This is a genomic window from Georgenia wangjunii, from assembly GCF_036421975.1.
In the GTDB taxonomy this organism is placed as follows: Bacteria; Actinomycetota; Actinomycetes; order Actinomycetales; family Actinomycetaceae; genus Georgenia_A; species Georgenia_A wangjunii.
Genome location: NZ_JAZGON010000003.1, coordinates 43,205 through 65,958 on the forward strand (window position 1 = coordinate 43,205; position 22,754 = coordinate 65,958).

Here is a 22,754-nt window from a genome sequence, read left to right on the forward strand (position 1 = left end):
CTACAAGCACTCAGAGCGCGAGCACCTGGCCCTGCGCACGCAGCGTGTCCTGGAGGGCGCCGACATCGACGTCGTGGACGCCGCACCCCGCTCGCGCGGCCATGGCCGCCGCGATCCCGGCGGCGTGACCGAGCATCTGGTACTGCACCTCCATGCGCACCGAGGAGAACGCGACGTGCGAGGCGGCGAGGCACACGGGCACGAGGAGGTTCGTGCAGTCCGCCCGCCGCGGGACGAGGCTCCGGTACGGGACGGCGTACGGGGGCACCGGCACGGACAGGTACCCCTCCGTCACGACCATGGCGACCGGCCGGGGGTGCTCGTAGACCCAGCGCCACGTGCGCTGCACCTCGCGGACGTCGAGGTGGTAGGAGCCGAGCGCGACGACGTCGTCGTGACGGCGCCCGCCGAGGGCGTCGTGCTCGGTGAGGACGTACTCGCCCACCATCCGCCGCGCCTCCCGGACGTAGAGCTGGTGGGGCAGGTGGGCGGTGTCGGCGAACTCCTCGGGCGGCAGTCCCCACCCGCGCATCTCGGCGCGCACGGGCGCGGGCACGGCGGGGTCGTGCGTGAGGAACCACAGGAGGTCCTGCGCGTGGTGGAGGTGGTGCAGGCGGATCTCCTCACGGCGCGCGGCGCCCGCGTCGGGGTACTCCCACGCGGCGCCGTCGAGGACGCTGAGGGAGAACGGGCCGATCGAGTTCGCGTCGCACTTGCCGCCGGGCAGGTTGGGGACCAGACCGACGAGGTCCCGGGCCCGCACCTCGCGCCCCTCCCGCCTCCACAGCGCGAAGAGGCGCCGGCCGAGCTCCCAGTGGCCCTCGTCGTACCCGGGCCGCCGCTCGAACGGGATGCGGTCCGCCGCGGGGGTGAGGCACACGCGGTAGCCGTAGGACATGACCCCGCCGTCGCCCTGGCCGACCTCGGCCATCGGCCCCGGCCGGACCTGGTCGAGGAGGGGACCCTCGACGAGCCCGTCGGGGTCCCCCGCGAACGGCGAGACCCACGGCGGCATCGCGTGCTTGCCGGGCGCGAGCTCCTGACGCCCGGCGAACCGCTCCCCGTGGAGGGCGCGGTCCTCGCGCCCGACGGCGTAGGGCACGCCCGCGAGCGCGAGGAGGTCACCCTCGTAGCTGGCGTCGACGAGCACGGCGGCGGTGAACCGCCGGCCCCCCGCCGTCATGCCGGTGATGCGGGCGTCGCCTCCGACGTCGACGCCGGTGAGGCGGTGCCCGAGCACGACCTCGACGCCCGCCTCCTCGAGCCAGCGCCGGTAGATGGCCTCGGCCACGTGCGGCTCGGGGCCCGCGAAGGTGCCGGGCGGGACGCCGTAGTGCTCGGCGACGGCGTGCCGCAGCCGGGCCGCCATGCCGCCGACGACGCGGAGGTCGCCGACGTCGGTGTAGCCGAGGCCGCCGCTCGTCATGCCCCCGACGTGCCGGCCCGGCTCGACGAGGACGACGCTCGCCCCGGCCTCCGCGGCCGCGACCGCCGCGCACACCCCGGCCGACGTGGCCGCGTAGACGACGACGTCCGCCCCGGTCTCCAGAGCCGCGCCATCTCCGCTCACGCCGACGCCCGTCATCGCCGCACCCCCGCGCCCCCGCTCCCCACCGTCCCCCTCGTGATCATGCACAAGTACCGGTCCCGGCGCCCACCCCGGCCGTGCGCCTCGACACGCCGCGTGCCCCTGGTAGACCAGGGGCACAGCGCGTGTCGAGGCGCACGGCCGCTCCGAGGGCGAGCTCCCGCCACCTCACGGCACGGCCCCGCCGTCCGGCGCGTTCCGGCGGGCCCTGCCGTCCGGCACGTCTGCATCATCACGAGCCGTGGGGGGCCGCGGCGCTCCCCGGGGGGCATGCGGCACCCCCCGGGGGCGGGGTGGCAAGGAGGGCCGCGCGGTAGTCCGTCCAGGTCCGCGCGACAAGGGCGAGGTCCTCGGTGCTGAGCGCCTCGCCGGACCGGTCTATCCCCTCGGCGTAGTAGAGCGCGGGGACGCCGAGGGCCGCCTGGGCGCCGACGTAGGCGCGCCACTGCGCCCGGTCCGGCATGGGCCACTGGTCGGTGTCGACGAGGTGCCCGGGCATCGCCGCCGTCACGACGGCGTGGCGGAACCGGAGCTGGTCGACGACCGGGACCACCGCCGTCGCCGTGTCCCGCTCGAGGACGTCGTTGAGCCGGACCATGTCCGTGACGTCACCGAAGGCCGGGTGGGGCGTGTGGGTGATCATGAGCGCGTCCGCCTTCGCCTCCTTCATCCCGGAGTACAGCGCCCCGAGCAGGGCGTGGAGCGCGGCGATCCCCCACACCCCGGGGCGCCCGGACGCGTCGGTCCACGCCCGCAGCGAGTGCCCGACGGGCGCGCGCTGGGTGAAGTCGACCTTGACGCCGTCGGCGCCGAGCCCGTCCGGGCCGACGAGGTGAGCGGCGGTGCGCCGCAGCCGGGCGAGGTAGGCGGGGTTGCCCGGGTCGACGGCGACCGGCCGGCCGCCGGCGTCGCGCACGCACTCCTGCGCCGGCACGCCCGCCGGGTCCCACGCCTTCCACCACAGCAGGACGCGCTGACCGGCGTCGTGCCGGGCCGCGACCCACGCGCGCAGGTCGGGGAAGTGGCTGCGGTCCGGCTCACCGGTGCCGTACTCGGCCTGCCACCGGTCGTCGACGACGACGGTCCCCGGCACGACGCCCGCGGCGGCGAGGTGGGCGAGGAGCTCGTCGTAGAGGTCGGCGCGGGCCATGTCCGCGGCGACGGGGACGCCGTCGGGCACGACGGCGGGCGCCAGGTCCGCGAGGTAGTACGGGTGGGCGGCGGGCGCCCCGGGCAGCGGCGCCCGGGTGCACTGCGCGCCCCACCCGCAGAAGATCGGCTCCCGCCACCACGGCGCGGGCTCGTGGACCGGCCCGGCGGGGGCCAGGCCGTGGTCAATGAGGTCCCGCCGGTGCTCGGCGACGGCCGCGAGGGGACCGTCGGTCGGGGTGAGGACGAGCGCCGGCGTCGTGAAGGCGTCCTCGACGAGGGTGTGGCCGTCGTAGTCGAGGCGCACGAGGAACCCGCCGTCGACCGGGTCGTAGCGCAGCTCGGTGAAGGAAAGGTCGGCGGCGCCGGCGCGCAGCGCGACGGCGAGCCAGTCCCCGCCGGGGAGCTCGGTGGCGCTCCGCGCCTCGCGCCTGCCGAGGGCGAGGCACAGGGGCGGCGGGGAGAAGACGGCGTGCAGGCGCCCGGCGTGCGCGTCCCCGACGACCCCGAGGACGGCACCCGAGTGCGCCGGGCGCACGACGTGGACCGGCTCGGTCGGTGTCGGGTTGAGGACCGAGGCGAACTCGATCGAGGAGCGGAAGGTCCCGCACGCCCCGCTCGCCCGCACGGCGCGCCCGCCGAGGACGCTCACCTCCGCCAGCCACCCGCGCCCGCGCACGTGGACGCTCAGCTCGACGGCGCGGGGACGGGCGACGAGCCGCACCTCCTTGTGCGCCCACCGGCTGCTCGCGGCCGTGACGGTGACGGTGACGGCGTCGGGCCCGGGCGTGATGACGGCGGGCAGCACGTCGTAGGACTCGTCCACCCCGTCGGTCGCGTCGACGGAGGCGAGGAGGCTGAGGTGGGACCAGAGACGTCCGTCGGGAGCCGCGAGGACGGCCTTGGCGGCGCCCGGCCGGACCTCGAGCACGTACGTCTCGGCGGTGATCGTCGTCGCGCCGGGGCGCTCCTCGACACGCACGGGCACGCCCTAGCCGAACGGGGCGACGACGGGGACGGGGGGCAGCGTGCCGGTCCGGGCCACCTCGGCGTAGTAGCGGCCGGAGTCCTTGATCGTCCGGCGCCCGGTGGGGTAGTCGACGTGGACGAGCCCGAAGCGGGGCCGGTAGCCGAGGGCCCACTCGAGGTTGTCGAGCAGCGACCAGTGCAGGTACCCGCGCACGTCCGCGCCGCCGGCGAGCGCCTCACCGACGGCGGCCACGTGCCGGCGCAGGAACTCCGTGCGGCGGCCGTCGTGGACGAGGTCGTCGTGGGTGGGTCCCTCGCCGAAGACCCCACCGTTCTCGGTGACGAGCAGCGGGGTTCCGGGGTAGTCGCGGTCGAGCCGCAGGAGGAGGTCGCGGAAGGCGTCCGGGGCGATCTCCCAGCCGGCGTCGGTCCGCGCGACGCTCCCCGTCGGCTCGACGACCTGCCACGGGAAGGGCCGGCCGGGGCCTGGCTCGGCCGCGGTCATGACGCGGCGCGTGTAGTAGTTGACGCCGAGGAAGTCGCTGCGCCCGCCGATCGCGGCCTCGTCGCCGTCGCGGATGACGTCGAGCGGCCCGCCGGTCGCCCGTTCCCAGTGCTCTCGCATGTCCGGCGGGTAGCCGGTGCGCAGCAGCGGGTCGAGGAACCAGCGGTTGACGTAGCCGTCCGAGCCCCACGCGGCCTCGACGTCCACCGGGTCCGGGGTGGCCGGGTCGCACGGGAAGAGGCTCAGCGCGGCCCCCACCCTCGTGCCCGGGTAGGAGCGGAGGACGTCGGCGCCCGCGCCGTGCCCGAGCAGCACGTGGTGCCCCGCGGCCAGCGAGGCGCGCAGGTCCGCGACGCCGGGGGCGTGGAGCCCGAGCTGGTAGCCGAGCAGCGCGATGATCCACGGCTCGTTCTGCGTCACCCACCACTCGACCCGGTCCGCGAGGCGGTCGGCGACGGCGGTGGTCAGCTCGGCGAACGCGTCGACGGCACCCCGCGCCGCCCACCCGCCGTCGGCCATGAGCGCCTGCGGCATGTCCCAGTGGTTGAGGGTGAGGACGGGGGCGACGCCGCACTCGAGGAGCGCGTCGACGAACCTCTCGTAGTGGTCGAGGGCACGGGCCTCGACCCGCCCGGTCCCCTCAGGGACGATCCGCGACCACGCGACGGAGAACCGGTACGCCCCGAGCCCGAGCTCGGCGATCACGGCGACGTCCTCGCGCCAACGGCGGTAGGACTCGCACGCCCGCGACCCGTCGGCGCCCCCCTCGATGGCACCCGGGCGCCGGGCGAAGACGTCCCAGACCGACTTGCCACGCCCGTCGACGTCGAGGCTCCCCTCGACCTGGAACGCCGACGTCGCGGCACCCCAGAGGAACCCGTCCGGGAACGGGGCGGGGGACCCACCCTCCGGTGAGCCCCCCGCGCCGGAGGACGCCGGGGTCACGGGCACCTCAGCCCTTGACGCCCGTCGTGGCGATGCCCTCGACGAAGTGCCGCTGGGCGATGAAGAACAGGATGATCATCGGGATCGTCGTGATGACGCTCGCCGTCACGATGATCTCCCAGTTCCAGTTGCCACCGAAGCCGAACTGGTCGAGCAGGGCCTTGAGGCCCCGCGGGACCGTGAACGTGCTCGAGTCCCGCAGGTAGATGAGCGGCGCCATGAGGTTGGTCCACGACGCCTGGAACTCGAAGATGAGCGTGACGATGAGCGCCGGCTTGCACAGCGGCACCGCGATCTTGGTGAAGATCGTCCAGTTGTTCGCCCCGTCCACCCGGGCGGCCTCGAAGAGGCTGCGGGGCAGGCCGAGGAAGAACTGCCGGAGCAGGAAGATGTAGAACGCGCTGCCGAAGATGTTCGCCGCCCACAGCGGGGTGAGCGTGCCCACCTGGCCGAGGGAGTTCCAGATGAGGAACACCGGCACCATCGTCACGGCTCCCGGCAGCATCATCGTGGCGAGCACGACGCCGAAGAGGGCGTTCCTGCCCTTGAACCGGAAGTAGGAGAACCCCCAGGCGACCATCGCGCTCGAGATCGTCACCGTCCCCGCCGCCAGCACCGTGACGAAGAGGGTGTTGAAGATCCACAGCGCGAGCGGCGCCTCCTGCCACACGTTGAGGTAGTTCTCGAAGACGAAGGTCTCCGGGATGAGCTTGTTGTCGAAGACCTCCCCGCGCGGCTTGAACGAGGCGCTGATGAGCCAGATGAAGGGGTAGATGAAGATCGCCGAGAAGCCGACGAGCATGGCGACGACGAGGATCTTGAGCCCGAGCGGGCGCTTCGACCGGTCCGGGCGCAGCTCGCGCATCGGCGGCTGGGCCGCCGCCTTGGTGGCGGCCTCGGCGGCCGGGTTGGCCGTCGCGGCGGTCCCGGGCGTCGAGGTTCCGGGCATGGACGTCATTTGTCCTCCCCCTCGTAGTAGACGAGCCGTTTGCTCACGAGGAACTGGATGCCGGTGATCACCATGATGATGAGGAAGAGCAGCCAGGCCATCGCCGAGGCGTAGCCCATGTTGAGGAACTCGAACGCCTGCTGGAAGAGGTAGATGGCGTAGAAGAGCGCCGCCTCGTTGCTGTACGTGCCGGCCCCGTGGTACGCGGTGTAGGCCTCGGTGAAGGTCTGGAACCCGGCGATCGTGTTGACGATGACGAGGAAGAAGATCGTCCCGCTGATCATGGGCACGGTGATCTTCGTCGTCCGCTGCCACCAGTTCGCGCCGTCCACCTTGGCGGAGTCGTACATCTCCGCCGGCACGTTGCGCAGCGCCGCGAGCAGGATGATGACCGTCGAGCCGACCGACCACAGGCTCATCGCGACGAGCCCGGGCTTGATCCACGTCGGGTCCGTCGTCCAGTTCGGCCCCTCGATCCCGACCCACCCGAGCACCATGTTGACGAGACCGTCCTGCCCGTTGAACAGCAGGAGCAGGAGGATGCCCACCGCCACCGGCGGCGTCATGTTCGGCAGGTAGAACGCGGTGCGGAAGAAGCTCGACGCCCGGCCCGCCTCGTTGAGGAGCATGGCCAGGGAGAGCGAGAAGATGATCTGCAGCGGCACGAGCAGGACGGTGTAGTACACCGTGTTCGCCAGCGACAGGACGATCCGGGGGTCCTCGAGGAGGCGGCGGTAGTTGTCGAGGCCGATGAACTCAGGCGCGTTGATGACGTCGTAGTTCGTCAGGGACAGGTACCCGCTGTAGAGGATCGGCCAGACGGTGAAGACGGCCGCCCCGATGATCCACGGCAGGATGAACAGCAGCGCAGCGCGGAGGTTGCGCCGCTGGCGCTTGCGCAGCTCGGGACGCATCGGGATCTTGTCCGACGCGCCCCGAGCCGGTCGAGCGATCGTGGCCATGAGGGCTTAGCCCTCGTCCCATTCCGCCCAGTTCGTGTCGAGGGCGGACTGTGCCTCCTCCTGCGCCCGGTCGAGGGCGGCCTGCGGCTCCTCCTGGCCGTTGAGCACACGGTTGACCGCGTCCGTCCACGCGGTCTTGAACTCGTTGTCGGCCGCGCTGGCCGGGTAGGCAAAGCTGTTCTCGTTGGCCTCGTACATCGCCTCGATCGCCGAGTCCCACTTCTCGTCGCCCATCGAGGGGACCATCTCCCGGATGGCCTCGTCCGCGTCGGAGCGGCCGGTGAGGATGCCGGTGAACGTGCCGCCCTCGGCCTCGCGGAGCGCGATGCGGTTCTCCGCCGCGGCGGTCCACGTGTCGAGCTCGGTCATCGCCCGGGCGAAGCGGCACGCCGCCTCGGGGTTGCTGCTGCCCTGGGTGATCGCCCACGCGCTCCCGCCGGCGAAGGCGAGGGTCTCGCCCTCCTTGTCCCGCAGGGTGTCGAACGCGATGGGGGCGTCAGGAGAGACGTCGTTAAGGACGTTGATGTACCACTGCTCCATCGGCATGGCGCCGAGCGTGCCCGCGGCGAACTGGTTGCCGGCGCCGAAGAAGTCGGCCGAGTCACGCAGTGCCTTGACGACGCCGAACCCGCCCTGGGCCTCGTAGATCTCGAGCGCGAACTCGAGCGCCTCGACGACCGCCGGGTCGTTGATCTGAGCCGTGCGGCCGTCCTCGGAGATGAGGTCCGCCCCGTTCGAGCGTGCCCACAGCGGGAGGAACTCCGGCAGCTTCGAGTCGTAGCCGATGACCGAGAGGCTGCCGCCCTCGTTGACCATGAGCGCCTCGTTGGCCGCGGTGATGGCCTCCCAGTCCGAGCCGTTGACGTCCTCGATCGACATCCCGGCCGCCTCGAGGAGGTCGGCGTTGGCCATGGTGATCTGGATGGAGTTGAACTCCGGGACGCCGTAGATCTCGTCCGCGAAGGTCACCTGCTCGATCGTGTGCTCGCGGAAGTTGTCGATCTCGATGCCCTCACCGGCGATGCACTGCTCGAGGGGGATGATCGCGCCGCGGGAGGCGAACGTGCCGATCTGGTCACGGGCGGCGTAGATGACGTCCGGCGGGTTGCCGGAGGCCACGGCGGTGAGGAACTGCTGGATGTCCAGCGCGCCCTCGATGTGGTTGATCGTCACGCCGTCGCCGAGGGCCTCCTCGGCGAGCTCGTAGCGGGACGTGGCGACGTCGTCGCCCAGGCCGAAGCCCATGATCTCGAGCTCGCCGTCGAGCTCGGCCCCGGAGTCGAAGGAGGTGCCGCCGTCCCCGCCACCCCCGGTGCCGTCGTCGCTGTTCCCGCCGGTGCCCTGCGCGCAGGCCGCGAGCGTGAGCCCGGCCGCCACGGCGACGGCAGCGCCTCGTGCGCTTCGTGTTCTCATGGACCTCTCCTTCGACGTAGTGAGGCGGTGCCCAACGCGGCACCACGCAACCCTCCCCGGGTGCGCCACGACAACGACGAGTTCGGCCTCACACACGTGCACGCCATGTCCGAACGGCGTCCTTGCCGTGCCTGAGAACGTACCCACATCCTCCGGAGACGGTCAACGACCTCTTGCTAACGATCCGGCCACGGACCGTCGGGGCCGACACTACGACCCAGGTGGGCCCTGCGCGCGGTGAAGATCATCGACTTCTCGGCAGGACCCGCCCCCCGTCGGCCGGAGGCACGGCCCATCACCACCCCGCTCGTGGTCATGCAGAAGCGCTGACGGCCCCGCACCAGCCCGGCGACCATCACGGGACGGGGGCGTCAGCGCCTCTGGGCGGCGACGATCGCCGCCTCGAGACCGGTGGTCGGCGAGCTGAGCACCGGCACGGGGGCGGGGTCCGCCCCGGCGAGGGCGTCCGCCATCGAGGCCTGGGCGAGGACGACGACGGCGGCACGCTGGGCGGCCCGTCCCACCGCGCGCCGGACGAGCTCGTCATGGGTGGCCTGGTCCCCGCGTCCGCGTGCCTCGGCGGCGCCGACGACGAGGACGGGGTCGATCTCGACGCGCGCGCCGGCCGCGGCCACCTCCGCCTCGACGAGCCGCGTCGTCGGGCCGAGCGTCGAGCTGAGCGTGGCGAGGACGGCGATCCGCCCGCTGGCCTCATCCGCTGCCACGGCACGGTCACCCCCTGCCGCCCCGCCGGCCCCGTCGTCCCTTCCGGTCCGGCCTCCGGAGTCACGCCGACCCGACCCGTCGGCCGCGAGCGCGACGGCCCGCCGGGCCATGGGGCGGTCGACACGGAGCACCGGCACGTCGGCGTCCCGCGCCGCGAGGTCGGCGCACTCGCCGATCGAGGAGCACGTGACGAGGACGGCGTCGACCCCGAGCCCGGCGAGGTACCCGGTGTGCGCGACCGCCCGCGCGGAGACCTCCGCGCTCACGCCCCCCTCCCCGACCGCGCGCGCGAGGAGCGACGCGTCGACGACGTGGACGGTCTCGGTGCCCGGGGCGAGCTCGGCGACGAGGGCGTCGAACGTCGTCGCGAGCGCCGGCACCGTGTGGAGCAGACCCAGCCGGAGCGGGGCGCTCACGCCTCGCTCCACGGGCGGGCGTAGCGATCGACGGTCTCGACGAGGCGCTCGACGCGCGGCACCGAGACCTCGTGGAGACGGGCGCGCACGTCCGGCGCACCGACGACGTCGCTCCACAGGGCCCGGCCGGCCAGGAAGCCGCTCGCGCCGGCCCGGCACGCGGCCGTCACGGCGCCGAGGTAGTCCTCGCGGTCGACGCCCTGGGACAGGACCACCCACGGCCCGGTGACGACGCGCGCGAGCGCCTCGCACGCCTCCCGCAGCTGCGCGGGTGTCCCGCGCCCGGCGCGCGGGACCTGCACCTTGTACAGGTCCTGGCCGAGGACGGAGAGCTCGGCGGCCGCCTCCTGGATCGCGGCGTCGGCGTCCCAGGTGCCCGCAGCGAGCTCGTCCGGCGTCGCGCGCACGACCGGCTCGAGGACGGAAAGGACACCGAGCCGCGTCGCCGCGGCGACGAAGTCCCGCGCGAGCACCACCCGCTGCTCGCGGCGCTCGTCCCGCCGCCAGATGACGAGGAGCTTGATGGCCGCGACGCCGGTGAGATCGAGCTCGGGCGCCACGACGGCGTCGTCGAGGGACGTCTCCTCGACGGGTCCGCCGTCGGCCTGCTCGAGGGCGTCCGCGGCGAGGATGAGCCCGGTGCTCGGCGGGAGGTAGTCGCCGTCGCGGACCGCCTCGAACCCGTAGTGGCGGTCGATGAGGAACCCGGAGGCGAGCGGTCCGAGCACCTGCGCGACGGCGAGCTTGAACTCGACGAGCCGTGGGTCCGGCACGCGCCCGGCGCCGGCGTCGTCGAACATCGTGCGGAGGCTCTCGCGCTGGTCCATCGCCACCATGGCGAGGCCGCCGGAGGCACGGGCCACGGCGTCGAGCGTGGGCGGCGGGTGGGTGATCATCGTTCTCCTTCGCGGGCTGCGTCGACGAACCGGTGGAAGAGCCGGTCGTAACCGGGGTCGGGTGGCACGGGCCCCGCCGTGCGCGGCAGGACGACGGCGGGGGCCAGGCCGGCGCGGTGCGCGGCGAGGAGCGCGGCGCCGACCGCGACGGGCTCCCGGGCGGTGAGGACACCCACCGGTGCGGGGCCGGCCGCTGCCTTGGCGCGCAGCCAGGCGGGGCTCGCGGCGGCCGCGCCGCCGAGCACGAGCACCTCCCCGGCCGCGGGGTCGGCGCCGGCGAGGCGTGCCTGCTCGACGAGCATCCACCGCGCCTGGAGGGCGAGGCCGTCGACGAGCGCCGCGGCGAGGTCGACGGCGTCGTGCGCGTCCGTCCGGCCGACGACGCGGACCCGGGCATCGGGGTCGGGCGCCGGCGTCTGGCGCCCGCGCAGGTAGGGCAGCACGAGCGGCGAGGCGGCGTGGCGCGGTCGCTCGGCCGCCGCGGCGAGGACCTCGCTGAACGGGCGGTCCGCGCCGGCGCGCTCCGCCCACCACGCGACCATGGCGCCGGCGCTCGAGGAGCCCGCGACGACGGCGTCCTGGTCGCCGGCGACCGTGCGCACGAGGCTCATCCCGGCCGCGGCGACGGCGTCCGGGTCCGGCCGCGCGGCGACGACGCGGACGACCGCCTCGGCGGTACCGAGGGAGTCGGCCACCTCCCCGGGTGCGCGCACGCCCCCGGCCCAGGCCCCCACCGGGTGGTCGTGCCCGGCGACGACGACCGGCGTCCCCGGCGCCAGGCCGGCCGACCCGGCAGCACCGACGCGCGCGGCGACCTCCCCCGGCGCGGCCACGTCGGGCAGCTGCTCGGGCCGCAGGCCGACGGCGGCGAGGAGGTCGCGGTCGAACGTGCGGGCCGGCTCCTCCCCGGGCCCCGGGAGGCGGTAGGCCATCGTCCGGCCGGCGAGGGTGTGGTCGGTGACGAGCCGGCCGGTGAGCGCGTGGACGAGGAGGTCGGCCGCCCCGGCCCACCGGTCCATGGCCGCCCACCGGTCCGGCTCCCGCGCGCGGAGGTACGCCCAGGTCGCGAGGGGCGCCTTGCCGCTGGGCCGCACCCCGGTCGCCCGGAAGAGCTCGCCCCGGCCGAGCTCCGCCGCCAGCCGGGCGGCCTCGTCCTCGGCGCGCCGGGGGTCCCACCGCACGAGGTCGCCGAGCGGGACGCCGTCGCCGTCGAGCGGGACGCCCGTCTCGGCCATCGAGGCGACACCGACGCACGCCGGGGCCCCGCCGGCCTCGACGGCGGCCGCGACCAGGCGCAGGGCCGCCGTCACGAGGGCCGCCGCGCCCGCCGGTGTGGGGACCGAGGCCGAGGCGACGTCGCGGACCCCGCCGTCGGCGTCGATCTCGACGAGGACGGCCTTGACGTTCGTGCTCCCGACGTCGAGACCGAGACTGCGCATAGGACGAGTCTGTTCGGTCTCGAACATCCTGACAAGATCTCGTGCGTCCGTTGACACCCCGCCGCCGGCGGCGGTTCAATCGCGGCGTGCGTTACTCCGGTGCCCCGCACCGCCGCGAGGAGCTCCTCCGGCGCCTCGCCGGCACGGGGTACGTCGCCTCGCACGAGCTCGCCACCGCGCTCGGCGTCTCGGAGATGACGATCCGCCGGGACCTGCGCCGCCTCCACGACGAGGGGCGGGTCCAGCGCGTCGTGGGCGGGGCGAGCCTGCCGGCGCCCGCCGCGCCCGGCGCCCCGTTCGAGGAGCGCGACGCGCGCAGCGGGGTGGTCAAGCACGCCCTCGCCCGGGCCGCCCTCCCCGTCCTCGACGGCGCCCGCAGCGTCGCGCTCGACGCCGGCACGACGGTCGCGGCGCTCGCGCCGTCGCTGCCCGCCGGCCTCACGGTCATCAGCCACTCCCTCCCCGTCCTCGCCGAGTGCGCCCGCCGGCCGGACCTCGAGCTCATCGGGCTCGGCGGCACGTACGTCCCCGCCACCCGGTCCTTCGCCGGCGCCCAGACGCGCGCGGCCATCGCGGACCTCGCCGTGGACGTCCTCGTCCTCGCCGCCGCCGCGTACGACGAGGGCGGGCTCTACAGCACGAGCTCCCTCGACGCCGAGATCAAGCGAGCGCTCGTCGTCGGCGCCCGCCGCGTCGTCCTCCTCGTCGACGCGACGAAGGCCGAGGCGCGGGCGCCGATCCGGTTCGCCCGCCTCGAGGAGGTGGACGTCGTCGTCACCGACGCCGCGCCGCCCTGGCTCGCCGGCCCCCGGGTCGTCCTCGCCGGCGCCACGGTCGGACCCGCACGATGACCGCCCCCTGGCTCGGGATCGTCGCCGACGACGTCACGGGTGCCTGCGACGTCGCGGCAGCCGTGCGCGAGGCGGGCCTGAGCACGGTTCTCCGGCTCGGTGCGCCGGACGACGAGCCGCTGCCGCCGTGCGACGCCGTCGTCGTCGGCCTCACGATCCGGACCGTCCCGCCGCGAGCAGCCCAGGAACAGGCGGTGACGGTGGCCCGGTGGCTGCGGGCGGCCGGCGTCCGGGTCGTCTACCAGAAGTACTGCTCGACGTTCGACTCCACCCCGCACGGCAACATCGGGCCGGTCGCCGACGCGCTCGCCGGCGTCGTCGGAGCGGGCGCGGCCGGCCCCGTGCTGAGCGTCGGCACGCCGGCGACGCCGGCCGCCGGGCGCACCCAGTACCAGGGTCACCTCTTCGTGGGTGACCGGCTCCTGTCCGAGTCCTCGTTGCGTGACCACCCGCTCACCCCGATGCGGGACCCGGACCTCGTGCGTGTGCTGGGCGCCCAGACGCCCGCCCGGGTCCGGCTCGTGCCGCGAGCCGTCGTGCGCGAGGGGCCGGACGCGGTCCGGCGCGCGCTCGTCGACCCGCCCGCGGGAGCGGGCGGGGGCGGCGCCCGGGCGCACGTCCTCGTCGACGCGCTCGACGACGAGGATCTCGGGGTCATCGCCCGGGGTGTGCTCGCACTCGCCGACGGCGCGGGCCGGCTCCGCGTCGTCGTCGGGGGAGGTGCCGGGCTGGCCGGGGCGCTGGCGCGGTGCCGGGGCGGGCCGCCCGGCTCCCGGGAGGCCCTGCCCGCGGTCGGCGACGGCGAGCGGCTGATCCTGGCGGGCAGCCTCTCCGAGCGGACCCGGGCCCAGTGCACGGCGTTCCCCGGGACGCGCCTCCGGCTCGACGCGCCGGCCGGCGGCCGGGGGACGGCCCCGGACCGGGACGACGAGGGCGCCGACCGGGAGGCCGACGACGCCGCGGACGCGGTGCTCGCCGCGCTCGCGCACGCCTTCGCCGAGCACCCCGGAGAACCGGTGCTCGTCACCTCCGCGACCGACGAGGAGGAGGTGGGTGCCGCCCAGCGCCGCCTCGGGGTGCAGGAGGCGGCCCGGCGGGTCGAGCGTGCGCTCGCCCGCGTCGCCGCAGGCGCGGTACGGGACCTGGGTGTGCGCCGGGTCGTCGTCGCCGGCGGCGAGACGTCCGGTGCGGTGACGCGGGCGCTCGGCGTGCGGTCCCTGCTCGTGGGTGACTCGGCGAGCCCCGGCGTGCCGTGGACCGTGTCGACCGGTCCACGGCCGGTCGCGCTGCTGCTGAAGTCCGGGAACTTCGGCGGGACGGACCTCTTCAGCAGCGCCTGGGCCGGGGAGCCGTGAGGACGTGGCCTACCGTCCGGGCGTCGGCCCCTCGGCGGCCGCTCCGGGCTCCGGCAGCGTGACCAGCGGCCCGTACTCGCGGAACTCGTGCACGACCATCGCCAGGGCCGCGCGCCCGGCGTCGTCGCGCGCGACCAACCCGGCGAGGTCGTAGCGCACGTCAGGACCGAGGATGTCGTGGAGCCCCATGACGAGCTGGGTGAACTCGGGGCCGGCCCGGACGTCGAGGTCCCCGTCCACCGTCACGGTCGTCGGGGTCGCTCCCCCGCAGAAGTCGACGGTCACCTTCATCGCTTCACCTCTCCTCCACGCCCGGCCCCACGGCCGGGCGCCGTCTCCGTCGGGGCGGAGGCCTAGGTGTTGGGCTGCTCGGCCGAGATGTCGGCGAGCACGGAGCTCGGGTCACGGTCGACCGCGAGGTCTCCGATCGAGACGATCCCGGCCAGCGCGCCGGCCGTCAGCACCGGCACCCGACGCACGGCCTCGGTGCGCATGACCTCGAGCACCGCGGAGACGGGGGCGTCGGAGGTGACGGTCACCGGGTTGGGGCTGCACGCCTGGCGCACGGGATCCTCAGGGCTGCCGCCCGCACCGATGACGCGCACGACGATGTCCCGGTCGGTGACGATGCCGACCACCTCGCTGTCGTCGACGACGATGACGTCGCCGATGTCTCCTGCGCGCATGAGCTCAGCGGCCTCACGGACGCTCCGGTTCGCCTCGATGGTCGTGGGGTTCGGGGTCATGTACTTCGCGACGGTGTCAGTCACGGTGTCCTCCAGCGTGTCGTGGTGGTCTGCCCGGTCCTCCCACCTTGCGCCGGGCAGGCCGTGCGCGCATCCCCGGAGGTCTCCCCGCGTGCGCGTCACGCCGGGGGCGGCGACCCTTGGTCCGTAGCCCGTCGCCGCACACCACGGAGGACGCATGACCAGGCCGTCACCAGCCGCCGCCGCCGTCACCGGGCTCGACGGGCTTCCCGTCCTCCACAGCCTGGGGGACGTCGTCCGGCTCCAGCGCGCCGTCGGGCCGGTCTACCTGCGCTACAGCCTCGGCCCGTGCGCCGACGCGAGCGAGGAGAGCCGCGACGAGCAGAGCGGCGCACTGCTGCCCGGCCTGAGCGCGAGGCCCGCGCACCCCGAGCCGTGGTGGGACCGGCCCGCGGAGGAGTGGGTGGCACGCCAGCTGTGCCAGTACGCCGAGGCCGCCGCGCGTGGGGACGACCGCCACGGGTGGATCCTCACCGGCACGGAGTCCGGCCGCGGAGCCGACTGCGAGCCGCTGCTCGCGGAGACGACGGGCCTGGCCGTCCTCCACCCGGCCTGCCTCGCGGAGGCGAGGGCGCTCTGCGCCCGGTCCTTCGCGTCGGACCGGGTGTAGGCAGCGGCGCGTCGGCGGTGCCGGCGGCCCCTCCGGGGGCGCGCGTCGCCTCCACGCGGTAGGACTGAACCATGAGCGAGAACGACGCGACCCTGCGCCCGAACGTCCCCGTCGACGACGCCCCCGCCGAGAGCCTCGTCGAGCCCGAGGGCGTCAACGCCGTCGAGCCGGAGGCCCGCACCGCGGACGTCCGCTCCGGTGGCAACCCGGAGGACGCCCCCGAGCGGGACGACGACCGCTGGGCCGAGGTCGACCAGCTCGTCGGCGCCGGGCCCGAGACGTCGGAGGAGGTCGCACACGGCGACTCCGGCCAGGACGCCGGCTACATCCCCGGGGACTGAGGACCCACCCCGCGGCGGCGGGAGCCCCCGAGCGGCGCTCGGCGGGCGGGGCGGGGCGCGCCGGGCGGGGCACGCCCGGTCTTCCATCCGCCGCTCGTTCCTCGCGGCTCCCGCCAGACCCGCCACGACCCGGCGCTGCGCGCCCCGCCCGGCTGGTCCCGGCACCGTCGGCCAGGCGACCAGGGAAGGGCGCCCGGGCATGACTGCCGCGGGGACCGATGGCCTACGGCGTCTCGTGCGTCTCGGCGGCGACGTGACCGGCGCCTGCACCGGTGCGTCCGGGGCTCGGGGCGAGGGCCTGGATGACGACGGCCGCGCCGACGAGCGCCGCGCCGAGCGGCATGAAGGCCTCCCGGGTGACGTTGAGAAGGACGGAGAGCACCCACAGGCCGGGCTCGGCGTTGGCACCGGCCACGTTCGCCGCCCAGTAGTAGACGTCCGGGCCGAAGGCCAGGAGCAGCCCCCCGACGACGAGCATCGAGACGCCGATCGTCGCCCACTTCTTCGCTGCTGGATGCACGTCCCCCACCTCTCTGTGCCTCTCCCACCGTAGACGAGCGGGGAGCGCTGAGGGGCTGGACGGGATGACCGCTCGAACGGACCTCGCGGGAGGCGACGAGGGGTGGACGCGCCGGCCGGTCGTCCGGCGCCCGGTCGCCGGGTGTTCGCTGAGCCGCCTGTCGGGATTGAACCGACGACCGTCCGCTTACAAGGCGGGTGCTCTACCACTGAGCTAAGGCGGCGGGGCCGCGGGGCCGGGGCCCCGCGGCTCGGGTGCGGGGCCGGAGCCCCGCACCCGAGTCTGCCAGAGGATCAGGCGGCGTCCGCGACCGCCTGCTCGAGGGCGCCAGGCTCCTGCCAGTTGCCCTGCCACGGCTCGCCGTCGATGTGGATGGTCGGCGTCGCCTGGACGCCGTCCTCGGCGGCCTGCGTCGTCGCGCCGCGCACCCAGTCGCGGAACGTCGACCCGCCGAAGGAGTCGATGACGTCCTGCGGGACGCCGACGCTCTCGGCGGCCTGGGCGATCTGGTCGTCGCTCAGCGCGACACCGCCCGCCGGGCCCTGCGCGTCGAACAGCGCCGTGTTGAAGTCGACGAAGAGCTCCGGCGCCTGGTCCGCGACGACGGCGGCCGCCTGCGCGCCGCGCGTGGAGAACCCGGTGTTGTTGCCGGAGTTGTCGAGGATGGAGATCGGGTGGTACTCGATCGTGGCGTCCCCGCTGGACGCCAGCTCGACGAGGAGCTCGGCGTTGGTCTGCTCGAAGGTCGCGCAGTGGGGGCACTGGTAGTCGTAGTAGACGTCCACCACGGGGGCGTCCTCGTTCACCGTGCCGGCGGCGCCGTCGGCGCCGACGGGGATCGCGCCGGCCTCGGTCGCCGTGGACGGGCGCTCGGCGCCGTCGAGGGACGGCCCCCCGCTCTGCGAGAGGATCGAGACGAGGGCGACGGCGACGATCGCGACGAAGGCGATGACGCCCCCGATGATGAAGAGGCGGTTGCGCTTCTCGCGGCGCTGCTGCGCCTCCCGCAGCTTGCGGGCCTGCTCGCGGGCGGCGTCGCGCCGCTCCTGCTTGTTCTGCTGCTTGATGTTGCTCGGCGTTGACATGAGTGCTCCTGGGGTGGTCCTGGGTGGGACGAGCGCCGCGCCCCGCACCGGTGCGGGGTCCATGGGGCGCTCAGGGGTCGTGTGGTCCGGGCACCGGCATCGCCCGCGCGGGGCGGGCGGTGCGGTCCTCAGGCCGGGGCGAGCATGGGCGGACCGCGCAGCCGCTGGGTCCGCACCGGCGCGAGGCCGCGCACCACCCGGCGGACGACGGCGTTCGTGTGCAACCGCGGCACGACGAGGCGCGGCGCCGCTCCGGGCACCCGCCCCCACGGGGCGAGACCGGCCAGGCGGCTCAGCACCCGGCGCACCGCGGTGCCCGCTCCGAGCGCCCCGAGGAGGACGACGACGTGGGCAAGGAGCGCGGGGGCGGTGAGGACGAGCGCGACGGCGAGGACCTGCTCCTGCTCGCCGCCGAGCGCGAGGGTGCCCGTGGGGCACTCCGACGCGGGCCGGAGCAGCGCGAGGTGCACCCCGAGCTGGGCGACGCCGCCGGCGACCGGGACGCACCGGCTCACGTGGACGAGCCCACCGAGGAAGGCCGCGAGCGCGGGCAGGACGAGGCTGACGGCCAGGACGTGTCCCGGCCGCACCGTCGGTCGCTGCGCACGCACGCACCTAGCGTACGGCGCGACCGGCACGTGCCCGGCCGTTCGGCGCCGCGCCCGCCTCAGACCCAGGGCAGCGGCGGGGTAGGCCACGGGGCCCATGACGGCTCACCGCTGCCCTGCCCGAGGAGCAGGCCCGCGACGACGAGCGCGCAGACGAGCGCCGCGCCGGCGAGCGCGAGGCGCGGGCCGCGACCGATCACCCCGAGCACCGCGCGCGCCCCCTCGCGCGCGCCCCCCGCCGTCGGCATGCACCACGCGGTCAGGGTGGCCAGCGCGGCGCTGAACCACAGGAGCTGCGGCTGGGCGACGTGGTCGGGGTCGAGCACCGCCGTCGTCGTCCACCACGCGAGCGCCCCGACGATCCCGCCGAGGAGCACCCCGGGGAGCGCGGCGAGCACCGAGCGCAGAAGGTGCCACGGCGTGGCGACCGCGGCGCGGGCGGCGTCGCCCCGGCGGGGGCCTCGTCGCACGCGGGTCGCCCGCACGGTGCGGGTCATGAGCCCGAGGGTGCCGAGGAGGACGAGCAGCACGACCGTCACGAGCGCCCACGCACCCGGCCACGAGGCGGCGAGCGCGCTCAGCCCGGAACCGAGGAGGACGACCGTCCCCGTCCGCCGGCGGGGCGGCACCGCCCAGGCCGGCACGCTCTCCGGCCCGAGGGGACCAACGGGCCCCGGGTAGCCGACCTGCCCCGGGTAGCCGGGCTGCTCCGGGTAGCGGCCCTGCCCCGGGTAACCGGGCTGCGCCGGATAGCCGGGCTGCTCGGGGTAGCCGGGCGACGGGTAAGCGCGCTCGCCCTCGAAGGCGCCCGCCCCGGGGTGGCCGGGCTGGCCCGGGCCGGCCCCGCCATCGGGGAGCACCGCTGTGTCCCGGGCGCTGTGACTCTCCCCGATGTCCTCCGCGCCGGGCGCTCCGCCCACCGCCCCACCACCCGGCAGCACCCGCGTCGGGCGGGGACCGACCGCGTCCGGGAGGTACGTCGTCGGCGGGCCGGACGGCGGCAGCGCCGTCGTCGCGGCCTCGCCGCCGGCGGCACCGGGGAAGGTCACCGGCGCACCCCACGCACCCGCGCCGGTTGTGCCGGCCGACCCGCCCGCGCCCGCGTGCGCCCGGTCGGCACCGCCGTCGGCGGGGCCCTCGGCCGCGCCGCCGGCCGCGGCGTCGAGGAGCGTGAGGACCTGAGCGAGGGCGGGGAGGTCCCACGCGCCGTCGACGACCTGGAGGAGGTCCTCCGGCGGCAGGCGCCGGGCCGGTTCCGGGTCGAGGCTCGAGCGCAGCGCCTGGGCGAGGACGTCGGGCAGACCGGCGGTGTCGACGGCGCCCGTGCTCACCCGGCCGAGCACGACACCCATCGAGCCGCGGCCGAAGGGCGGTCGCCCCGTGGCCGCGTAGGTGAGCACGGCGGCCCACGCCCACCAGTCCCCCGCCGGCCCCGGGTCGGCGCCCTCGATGACCTCGGGGTCGAGGTAGCCGGGGGTCCCGGTGACGAGCCCGGTCTGGGTGAGCCGGACGTCGTCGGCGACCTGGGCGATGCCGAAGTCGATGATGACCGGCCCGTCCGCGGCGAGCATGACGTTGCCCGGCTTGAGGTCCCGGTGCGTCACCCCGCAGCGGTGGATCGCGGTGAGGCCGTCCGCGAGCCCGTGCGCGAGGTCCGCGAGCGCGTCGGCGTCGAACGGCCCGTGCTCCCGGACGTCCTCCTCGAGCGTGGGGCCGTCGATGAGCTCGGTGACGACGAAGGCGTCGACGTCCTCGACCTCGGCGTCGAGCACCCGCGCCACGCCGCTGCCGCGCACCCGGTGCAGGAGAGCGACCTCGCGGCGCAGGCGCTCGCGTGCGGCCGGGTCCGCGCTGATCGCGGGGTGGAGGACCTTGATCGCGACGTGGCGCCCCTCGGCGTCGACCGCCTCGTGGACGGTCCCCATCCCGCCGGCGCCGATGCGCCGCACGAGGCGGTACCCGCCGATGGCCTCCATGGGCACAACCTACCCAGCGGCCGCCCACGCCAGCGCCCTCCTGCCCCCACCCCCCGGCCCCCCGCCACCCCCTGGTGATCATGCAGACGCGCCGCTGCGCTCCTGCATGATCACAAGAGGTCCGCGCGGGGGCGGGCGGCCTCCGGCGGCACTTCTGCATGATCACGAGAGGGGGCCTGGCGGGGCGGAGGGCCGGCAGCGGGGGTGACGCGCCAGCATGATCACGAGGGTGGTCCGGCCGGGCGGGGGCGGGGGGACCCCGGTAGCCTCGAGGGAAGACCTGAGCAAGGAGCTGATACCCGCATGCCTGCCGGTGAGCATGACTTCGTCGTCGTCGCCAACCGCCTTCCCGTCGACATCACCGTCGCCGGGGACGGCTCGCTGAGCTGGACCCGCTCCCCCGGGGGGCTCGTCACCGCGCTGGCGCCGGTCATGCGCAAGAACGCCGGCGCGTGGGTGGGCTGGTCCGGCACGAGCGACGTCGACCACGAGCCGTTCGACGGCGACGGCATGCGCCTGTGGCCGGTCCGCCTGAGCGAGGACGAGGTCGGCAACTACTACGAGGGCTTCTCCAACGGTGCCCTGTGGCCGCTCTACCACGACGTCATCGTCCCGCCCGAGTTCCACCGGCACTGGTGGAACGCCTACGTCAGCGTCAACCGCCGCTTCGCCGCCGCGGCCGCCGAGGCGGTCTCCGAGGGCGGCACCGTGTGGATCCACGACTACCAGCTCCAGCTGGTCCCGGCCGTCCTGCGCCTCCTGCGCCCCGACGTCAAGATCGGCTTCTTCAACCACATCCCGTTCCCGCCGGTCGAGATCTTCTCCCAGCTGCCCTGGCGCCGTCAGGTGGTCGAGGGCCTGCTCGGCGCGGACCTCGTCGGCTTCCAGCGGGCCTCGGACGCCTCCAACTTCCTCCGCGCGGTGCGCCGGCTCACCGCCCTGCCCACCAAGGGCCGCGTCGTGACGATCGGCGAGCGCTGGGCCCGGCCGCAGCGGCAGGTCCGCGCCGGCGTCTTCCCCATCTCGATCGACGCCGCCGCGTTCGACGAGCTCGCGTCCTCCCCGGCCGTGCAGAAGCGGGCCGTCGAGATCCGCGAGGAGCTGGGGCACCCGGACGTCCTCCTCCTCGGCGTCGACCGCCTCGACTACACCAAGGGCATCCGTCACCGGCTCAAGGCGTTCGGCGAGCTCCTCGCCGACGGCCGGCTGGCCGCGCCGGAGGCCACGCTCGTCCAGGTGGCGAGCCCCTCACGCGAGCGGGTCGAGCAGTACCGCCAGCTGCGTGACGAGGTCGAGGTGACGGTCGGGCGCATCAACGGCGACTTCGGCGCCCTCGGCCGCGCCGCCGTCCACTACATGCACCACTCCTACCCGATGGAGGAGATGGCGGCGCTCTACCGGGCCGCCGACGTCATGCTCGTCACCTCCCTGCGCGACGGCATGAACCTCGTCGCGAAGGAGTACGTCGCCGCTCGGCGGGACCTCGGGGGCGCCCTCGTCCTCTCGGAGTTCACCGGCGCCGCCGACGAGCTCACCCAGGCGATCCTCATCAACCCGCACGACATCGACGGCGTCAAGGCGGCGATCATGCGCGCGATCGGCATGGAGCGCACCGAGGGCCGGCGCCGGATGCGGGTCCTGCGCCGCCGCGTCCTCGACTACGACGTGCAGCGCTGGGCCGACGACTTCCTCACCACCCTGAAGAACCTGCCCACCCGCCGGGAGGACTCATGAGCACCGACGACCCCACCGCGACCGGCCCCGACGAGCACGGCCAGAGCACCACCGTGCCCGGGCCGTCCGACGACGCCGGCGTGCCCGGCCCCGGCATCGGCGCCCCGTTGTTCGTCGGTCACCTCGACGAGGGCCTCGACGGCGCCCTGCGCGAGCTGGCGAGCCGGCCGACCATCCTCGTGGCCCTCGACTTCGACGGCGTCCTCGCCCCGCTCGTCCTCGACCCGACGCAGTCGCGGATCGTCCCGACGTCCGTCGCGGCGCTCGCGGACCTCGCCGACCTGCCCGGGGTCACCCTCGCGCTCGTCTCCGGCCGCGAGGCGCGGGTGCTCGTCTCCCTCGCCGAGGTACCGGCCGGCACGCGCGTCGTCGGCAGCCACGGCAGCGAGCACGGCCGCACCGGCCTCTCCCCCCTCGGCGAGGCCGCCCTCGAGGCCGAGCCGCTCCAGCTCACGGCCGAGGAGGCGGCGCTGCACGCCCGCGTCCTGCGGGACGCCGAGGCCCTCGTCGGACCCGTGCCGGACGCGTGGCTCGAGGCGAAGCCCGCCTCCGTCGTCGTCCACACCCGGCGGTGCGCGCCCGAGGACGGCGCGCGGCTCACACGGGCGATCCTCGACGGCCCGGGGAGCCTGCCGGGACTGCGCGTGCAGGAGGGCAAGGAGGTCGTCGAGATGGCGGTGCTCCACACGACGAAGGGCGACGCCGTCGTCGAGCTCCGCGCCGAGACGGGGGCGGACGCCGTCCTCTTCGCCGGGGACGACCGCACCGACGAGGACGCCTTCAGCATCCTTCTCCCCGGTGACGTCGGTATCAAGGTCGGTGACGGCAGCACCGCCGCCGGGTACCGCGTGGCCGACCCGGACGAGTTCTCCGCCGTCCTCCTGCGCCTCGTCCAGCTCCGCACCGAGGGCAGCGCGCGCGGCGAGGTCCCGGACCTGCCGTAGCGGTCG

Annotated in this window: 21 protein-coding genes and 1 tRNA gene; 6 read left to right on the forward strand and 16 right to left on the reverse strand. The window is 75.2% G+C overall.

Going from position 1 to position 22,754, the window contains the following annotated elements; translation table 11 throughout:
- Positions 1-10: 10 nt before the first annotated feature.
- The 9 genes from V2J63_RS06365 to V2J63_RS06405 all read right to left on the reverse strand — a co-directional run bounded on the left by V2J63_RS06365 (position 11) and on the right by V2J63_RS06405 (position 11,957).
- Positions 11-1,570, reverse strand: a complete 1,560-nt coding sequence (locus V2J63_RS06365; RefSeq protein ID WP_331230177.1) for an FAD-dependent oxidoreductase — start codon at positions 1,568-1,570, stop codon at positions 11-13.
- Between the two features lie 250 nt (positions 1,571-1,820).
- Entirely contained in the window at positions 1,821-3,719 is a 1,899-nt protein-coding gene (locus V2J63_RS06370; RefSeq protein ID WP_331230178.1) for a hypothetical protein, read from the reverse strand.
- Positions 3,720-3,728: 9 nt separating this feature from the next.
- A complete protein-coding gene (locus V2J63_RS06375; RefSeq protein ID WP_331230179.1) occupies positions 3,729-5,156 on the reverse strand; it encodes a GH1 family beta-glucosidase in 1,428 nt (475 codons plus the stop codon).
- A gap of 7 nt (positions 5,157-5,163) precedes the next feature.
- On the reverse strand, positions 5,164-6,114 hold the full coding sequence (locus V2J63_RS06380; protein ID WP_434056289.1) for a carbohydrate ABC transporter permease: 951 nt from the start codon (positions 6,112-6,114) through the stop codon (positions 5,164-5,166).
- On the reverse strand, positions 6,111-7,067 hold the full coding sequence (locus V2J63_RS06385) for a carbohydrate ABC transporter permease (RefSeq protein WP_331230181.1): 957 nt from the start codon (positions 7,065-7,067) through the stop codon (positions 6,111-6,113). Before V2J63_RS06385 ends, V2J63_RS06380 begins: the two co-directional genes overlap by 4 nt.
- Positions 7,068-7,073: 6 nt before the next feature.
- Positions 7,074-8,480: an ABC transporter substrate-binding protein gene (locus V2J63_RS06390; protein WP_331230182.1), complete on the reverse strand. Its 1,407-nt coding sequence runs from the start codon at positions 8,478-8,480 to the stop codon at positions 7,074-7,076.
- Positions 8,481-8,851: 371 nt separating this feature from the next.
- Entirely contained in the window at positions 8,852-9,622 is a 771-nt protein-coding gene (locus V2J63_RS06395) for a hypothetical protein (RefSeq protein ID WP_331230183.1), read from the reverse strand.
- Positions 9,619-10,518: a hypothetical protein gene (locus V2J63_RS06400; RefSeq protein WP_331230184.1), complete on the reverse strand. Its 900-nt coding sequence runs from the start codon at positions 10,516-10,518 to the stop codon at positions 9,619-9,621. The genes V2J63_RS06395 and V2J63_RS06400 overlap by 4 nt, the downstream gene beginning before the upstream one ends.
- The gene (locus V2J63_RS06405) at positions 10,515-11,957 is read right to left on the reverse strand and encodes an FGGY-family carbohydrate kinase (protein ID WP_331230185.1); all 1,443 of its coding nucleotides are present in this window, start codon (positions 11,955-11,957) and stop codon (positions 10,515-10,517) included. Before V2J63_RS06405 ends, V2J63_RS06400 begins: the two co-directional genes overlap by 4 nt.
- Positions 11,958-12,043: 86 nt before the next feature.
- Here V2J63_RS06405 and V2J63_RS06410 point away from each other — a divergent pair, with 86 nt between their 5' ends.
- Both V2J63_RS06410 and otnK read left to right on the forward strand, forming a co-directional pair.
- Positions 12,044-12,808, forward strand: coding sequence for a DeoR/GlpR family DNA-binding transcription regulator (locus tag V2J63_RS06410; protein ID WP_331230186.1), 765 nt, complete (start codon positions 12,044-12,046; stop codon positions 12,806-12,808).
- Entirely contained in the window at positions 12,805-14,163 is a 1,359-nt protein-coding gene (gene otnK / locus V2J63_RS06415; protein ID WP_331230187.1) for a 3-oxo-tetronate kinase, read from the forward strand. The genes V2J63_RS06410 and otnK overlap by 4 nt, the downstream gene beginning before the upstream one ends.
- Positions 14,164-14,172: 9 nt before the next feature.
- Here otnK and V2J63_RS06420 read toward each other — a convergent pair whose 3' ends face one another.
- Complete coding sequence (locus V2J63_RS06420) at positions 14,173-14,454, reverse strand: hypothetical protein (protein ID WP_331230188.1); 282 nt, start codon at positions 14,452-14,454, stop codon at positions 14,173-14,175.
- 62 nt (positions 14,455-14,516) lie between these two features.
- Positions 14,517-14,933: a CBS domain-containing protein gene (locus V2J63_RS06425; RefSeq protein ID WP_331230189.1), complete on the reverse strand. Its 417-nt coding sequence runs from the start codon at positions 14,931-14,933 to the stop codon at positions 14,517-14,519.
- A gap of 154 nt (positions 14,934-15,087) precedes the next feature.
- Here V2J63_RS06425 and V2J63_RS06430 point away from each other — a divergent pair, with 154 nt between their 5' ends.
- Both V2J63_RS06430 and V2J63_RS06435 read left to right on the forward strand, forming a co-directional pair.
- Entirely contained in the window at positions 15,088-15,540 is a 453-nt protein-coding gene (locus tag V2J63_RS06430) for a DUF6098 family protein (protein WP_331230190.1), read from the forward strand.
- A gap of 71 nt (positions 15,541-15,611) precedes the next feature.
- Positions 15,612-15,881, forward strand: a complete 270-nt coding sequence (locus tag V2J63_RS06435) for a hypothetical protein (RefSeq protein ID WP_331230191.1) — start codon at positions 15,612-15,614, stop codon at positions 15,879-15,881.
- A gap of 223 nt (positions 15,882-16,104) precedes the next feature.
- Here the strand turns inward: V2J63_RS06435 and V2J63_RS06440 are convergent, their stop codons facing one another.
- The 5 genes from V2J63_RS06440 to V2J63_RS06460 all read right to left on the reverse strand — a co-directional run bounded on the left by V2J63_RS06440 (position 16,105) and on the right by V2J63_RS06460 (position 20,070).
- Positions 16,105-16,401, reverse strand: coding sequence for a hypothetical protein (locus tag V2J63_RS06440; RefSeq protein WP_331230192.1), 297 nt, complete (start codon positions 16,399-16,401; stop codon positions 16,105-16,107).
- A 151-nt stretch (positions 16,402-16,552) separates the two neighbouring features.
- Positions 16,553-16,624: transfer RNA gene (locus tag V2J63_RS06445), tRNA-Thr, on the reverse strand.
- A 70-nt stretch (positions 16,625-16,694) separates the two neighbouring features.
- Positions 16,695-17,486 (reverse strand): DsbA family protein, encoded by a 792-nt coding sequence (locus tag V2J63_RS06450; RefSeq protein ID WP_331230193.1) that lies wholly within the window; start codon positions 17,484-17,486, stop codon positions 16,695-16,697.
- 128 nt (positions 17,487-17,614) lie between these two features.
- A complete protein-coding gene (locus tag V2J63_RS06455; protein ID WP_331230194.1) occupies positions 17,615-18,097 on the reverse strand; it encodes a hypothetical protein in 483 nt (160 codons plus the stop codon).
- Between the two features lie 56 nt (positions 18,098-18,153).
- A complete protein-coding gene (locus V2J63_RS06460; protein WP_331230195.1) occupies positions 18,154-20,070 on the reverse strand; it encodes a serine/threonine-protein kinase in 1,917 nt (638 codons plus the stop codon).
- Between the two features lie 303 nt (positions 20,071-20,373).
- Between V2J63_RS06460 and V2J63_RS06465 the strand changes: the two genes are divergently transcribed.
- Both V2J63_RS06465 and otsB read left to right on the forward strand, forming a co-directional pair.
- Positions 20,374-21,804 carry an alpha,alpha-trehalose-phosphate synthase (UDP-forming) gene (locus V2J63_RS06465; protein ID WP_331230196.1) on the forward strand — a complete coding sequence of 477 codons (1,431 nt, stop codon included), beginning with the start codon at positions 20,374-20,376 and terminating at the stop codon, positions 21,802-21,804.
- A complete protein-coding gene (gene otsB, locus V2J63_RS06470; RefSeq protein ID WP_331230197.1) occupies positions 21,801-22,748 on the forward strand; it encodes a trehalose-phosphatase in 948 nt (315 codons plus the stop codon). The genes V2J63_RS06465 and otsB overlap by 4 nt, the downstream gene beginning before the upstream one ends.
- Positions 22,749-22,754 lie beyond the last annotated feature (6 nt).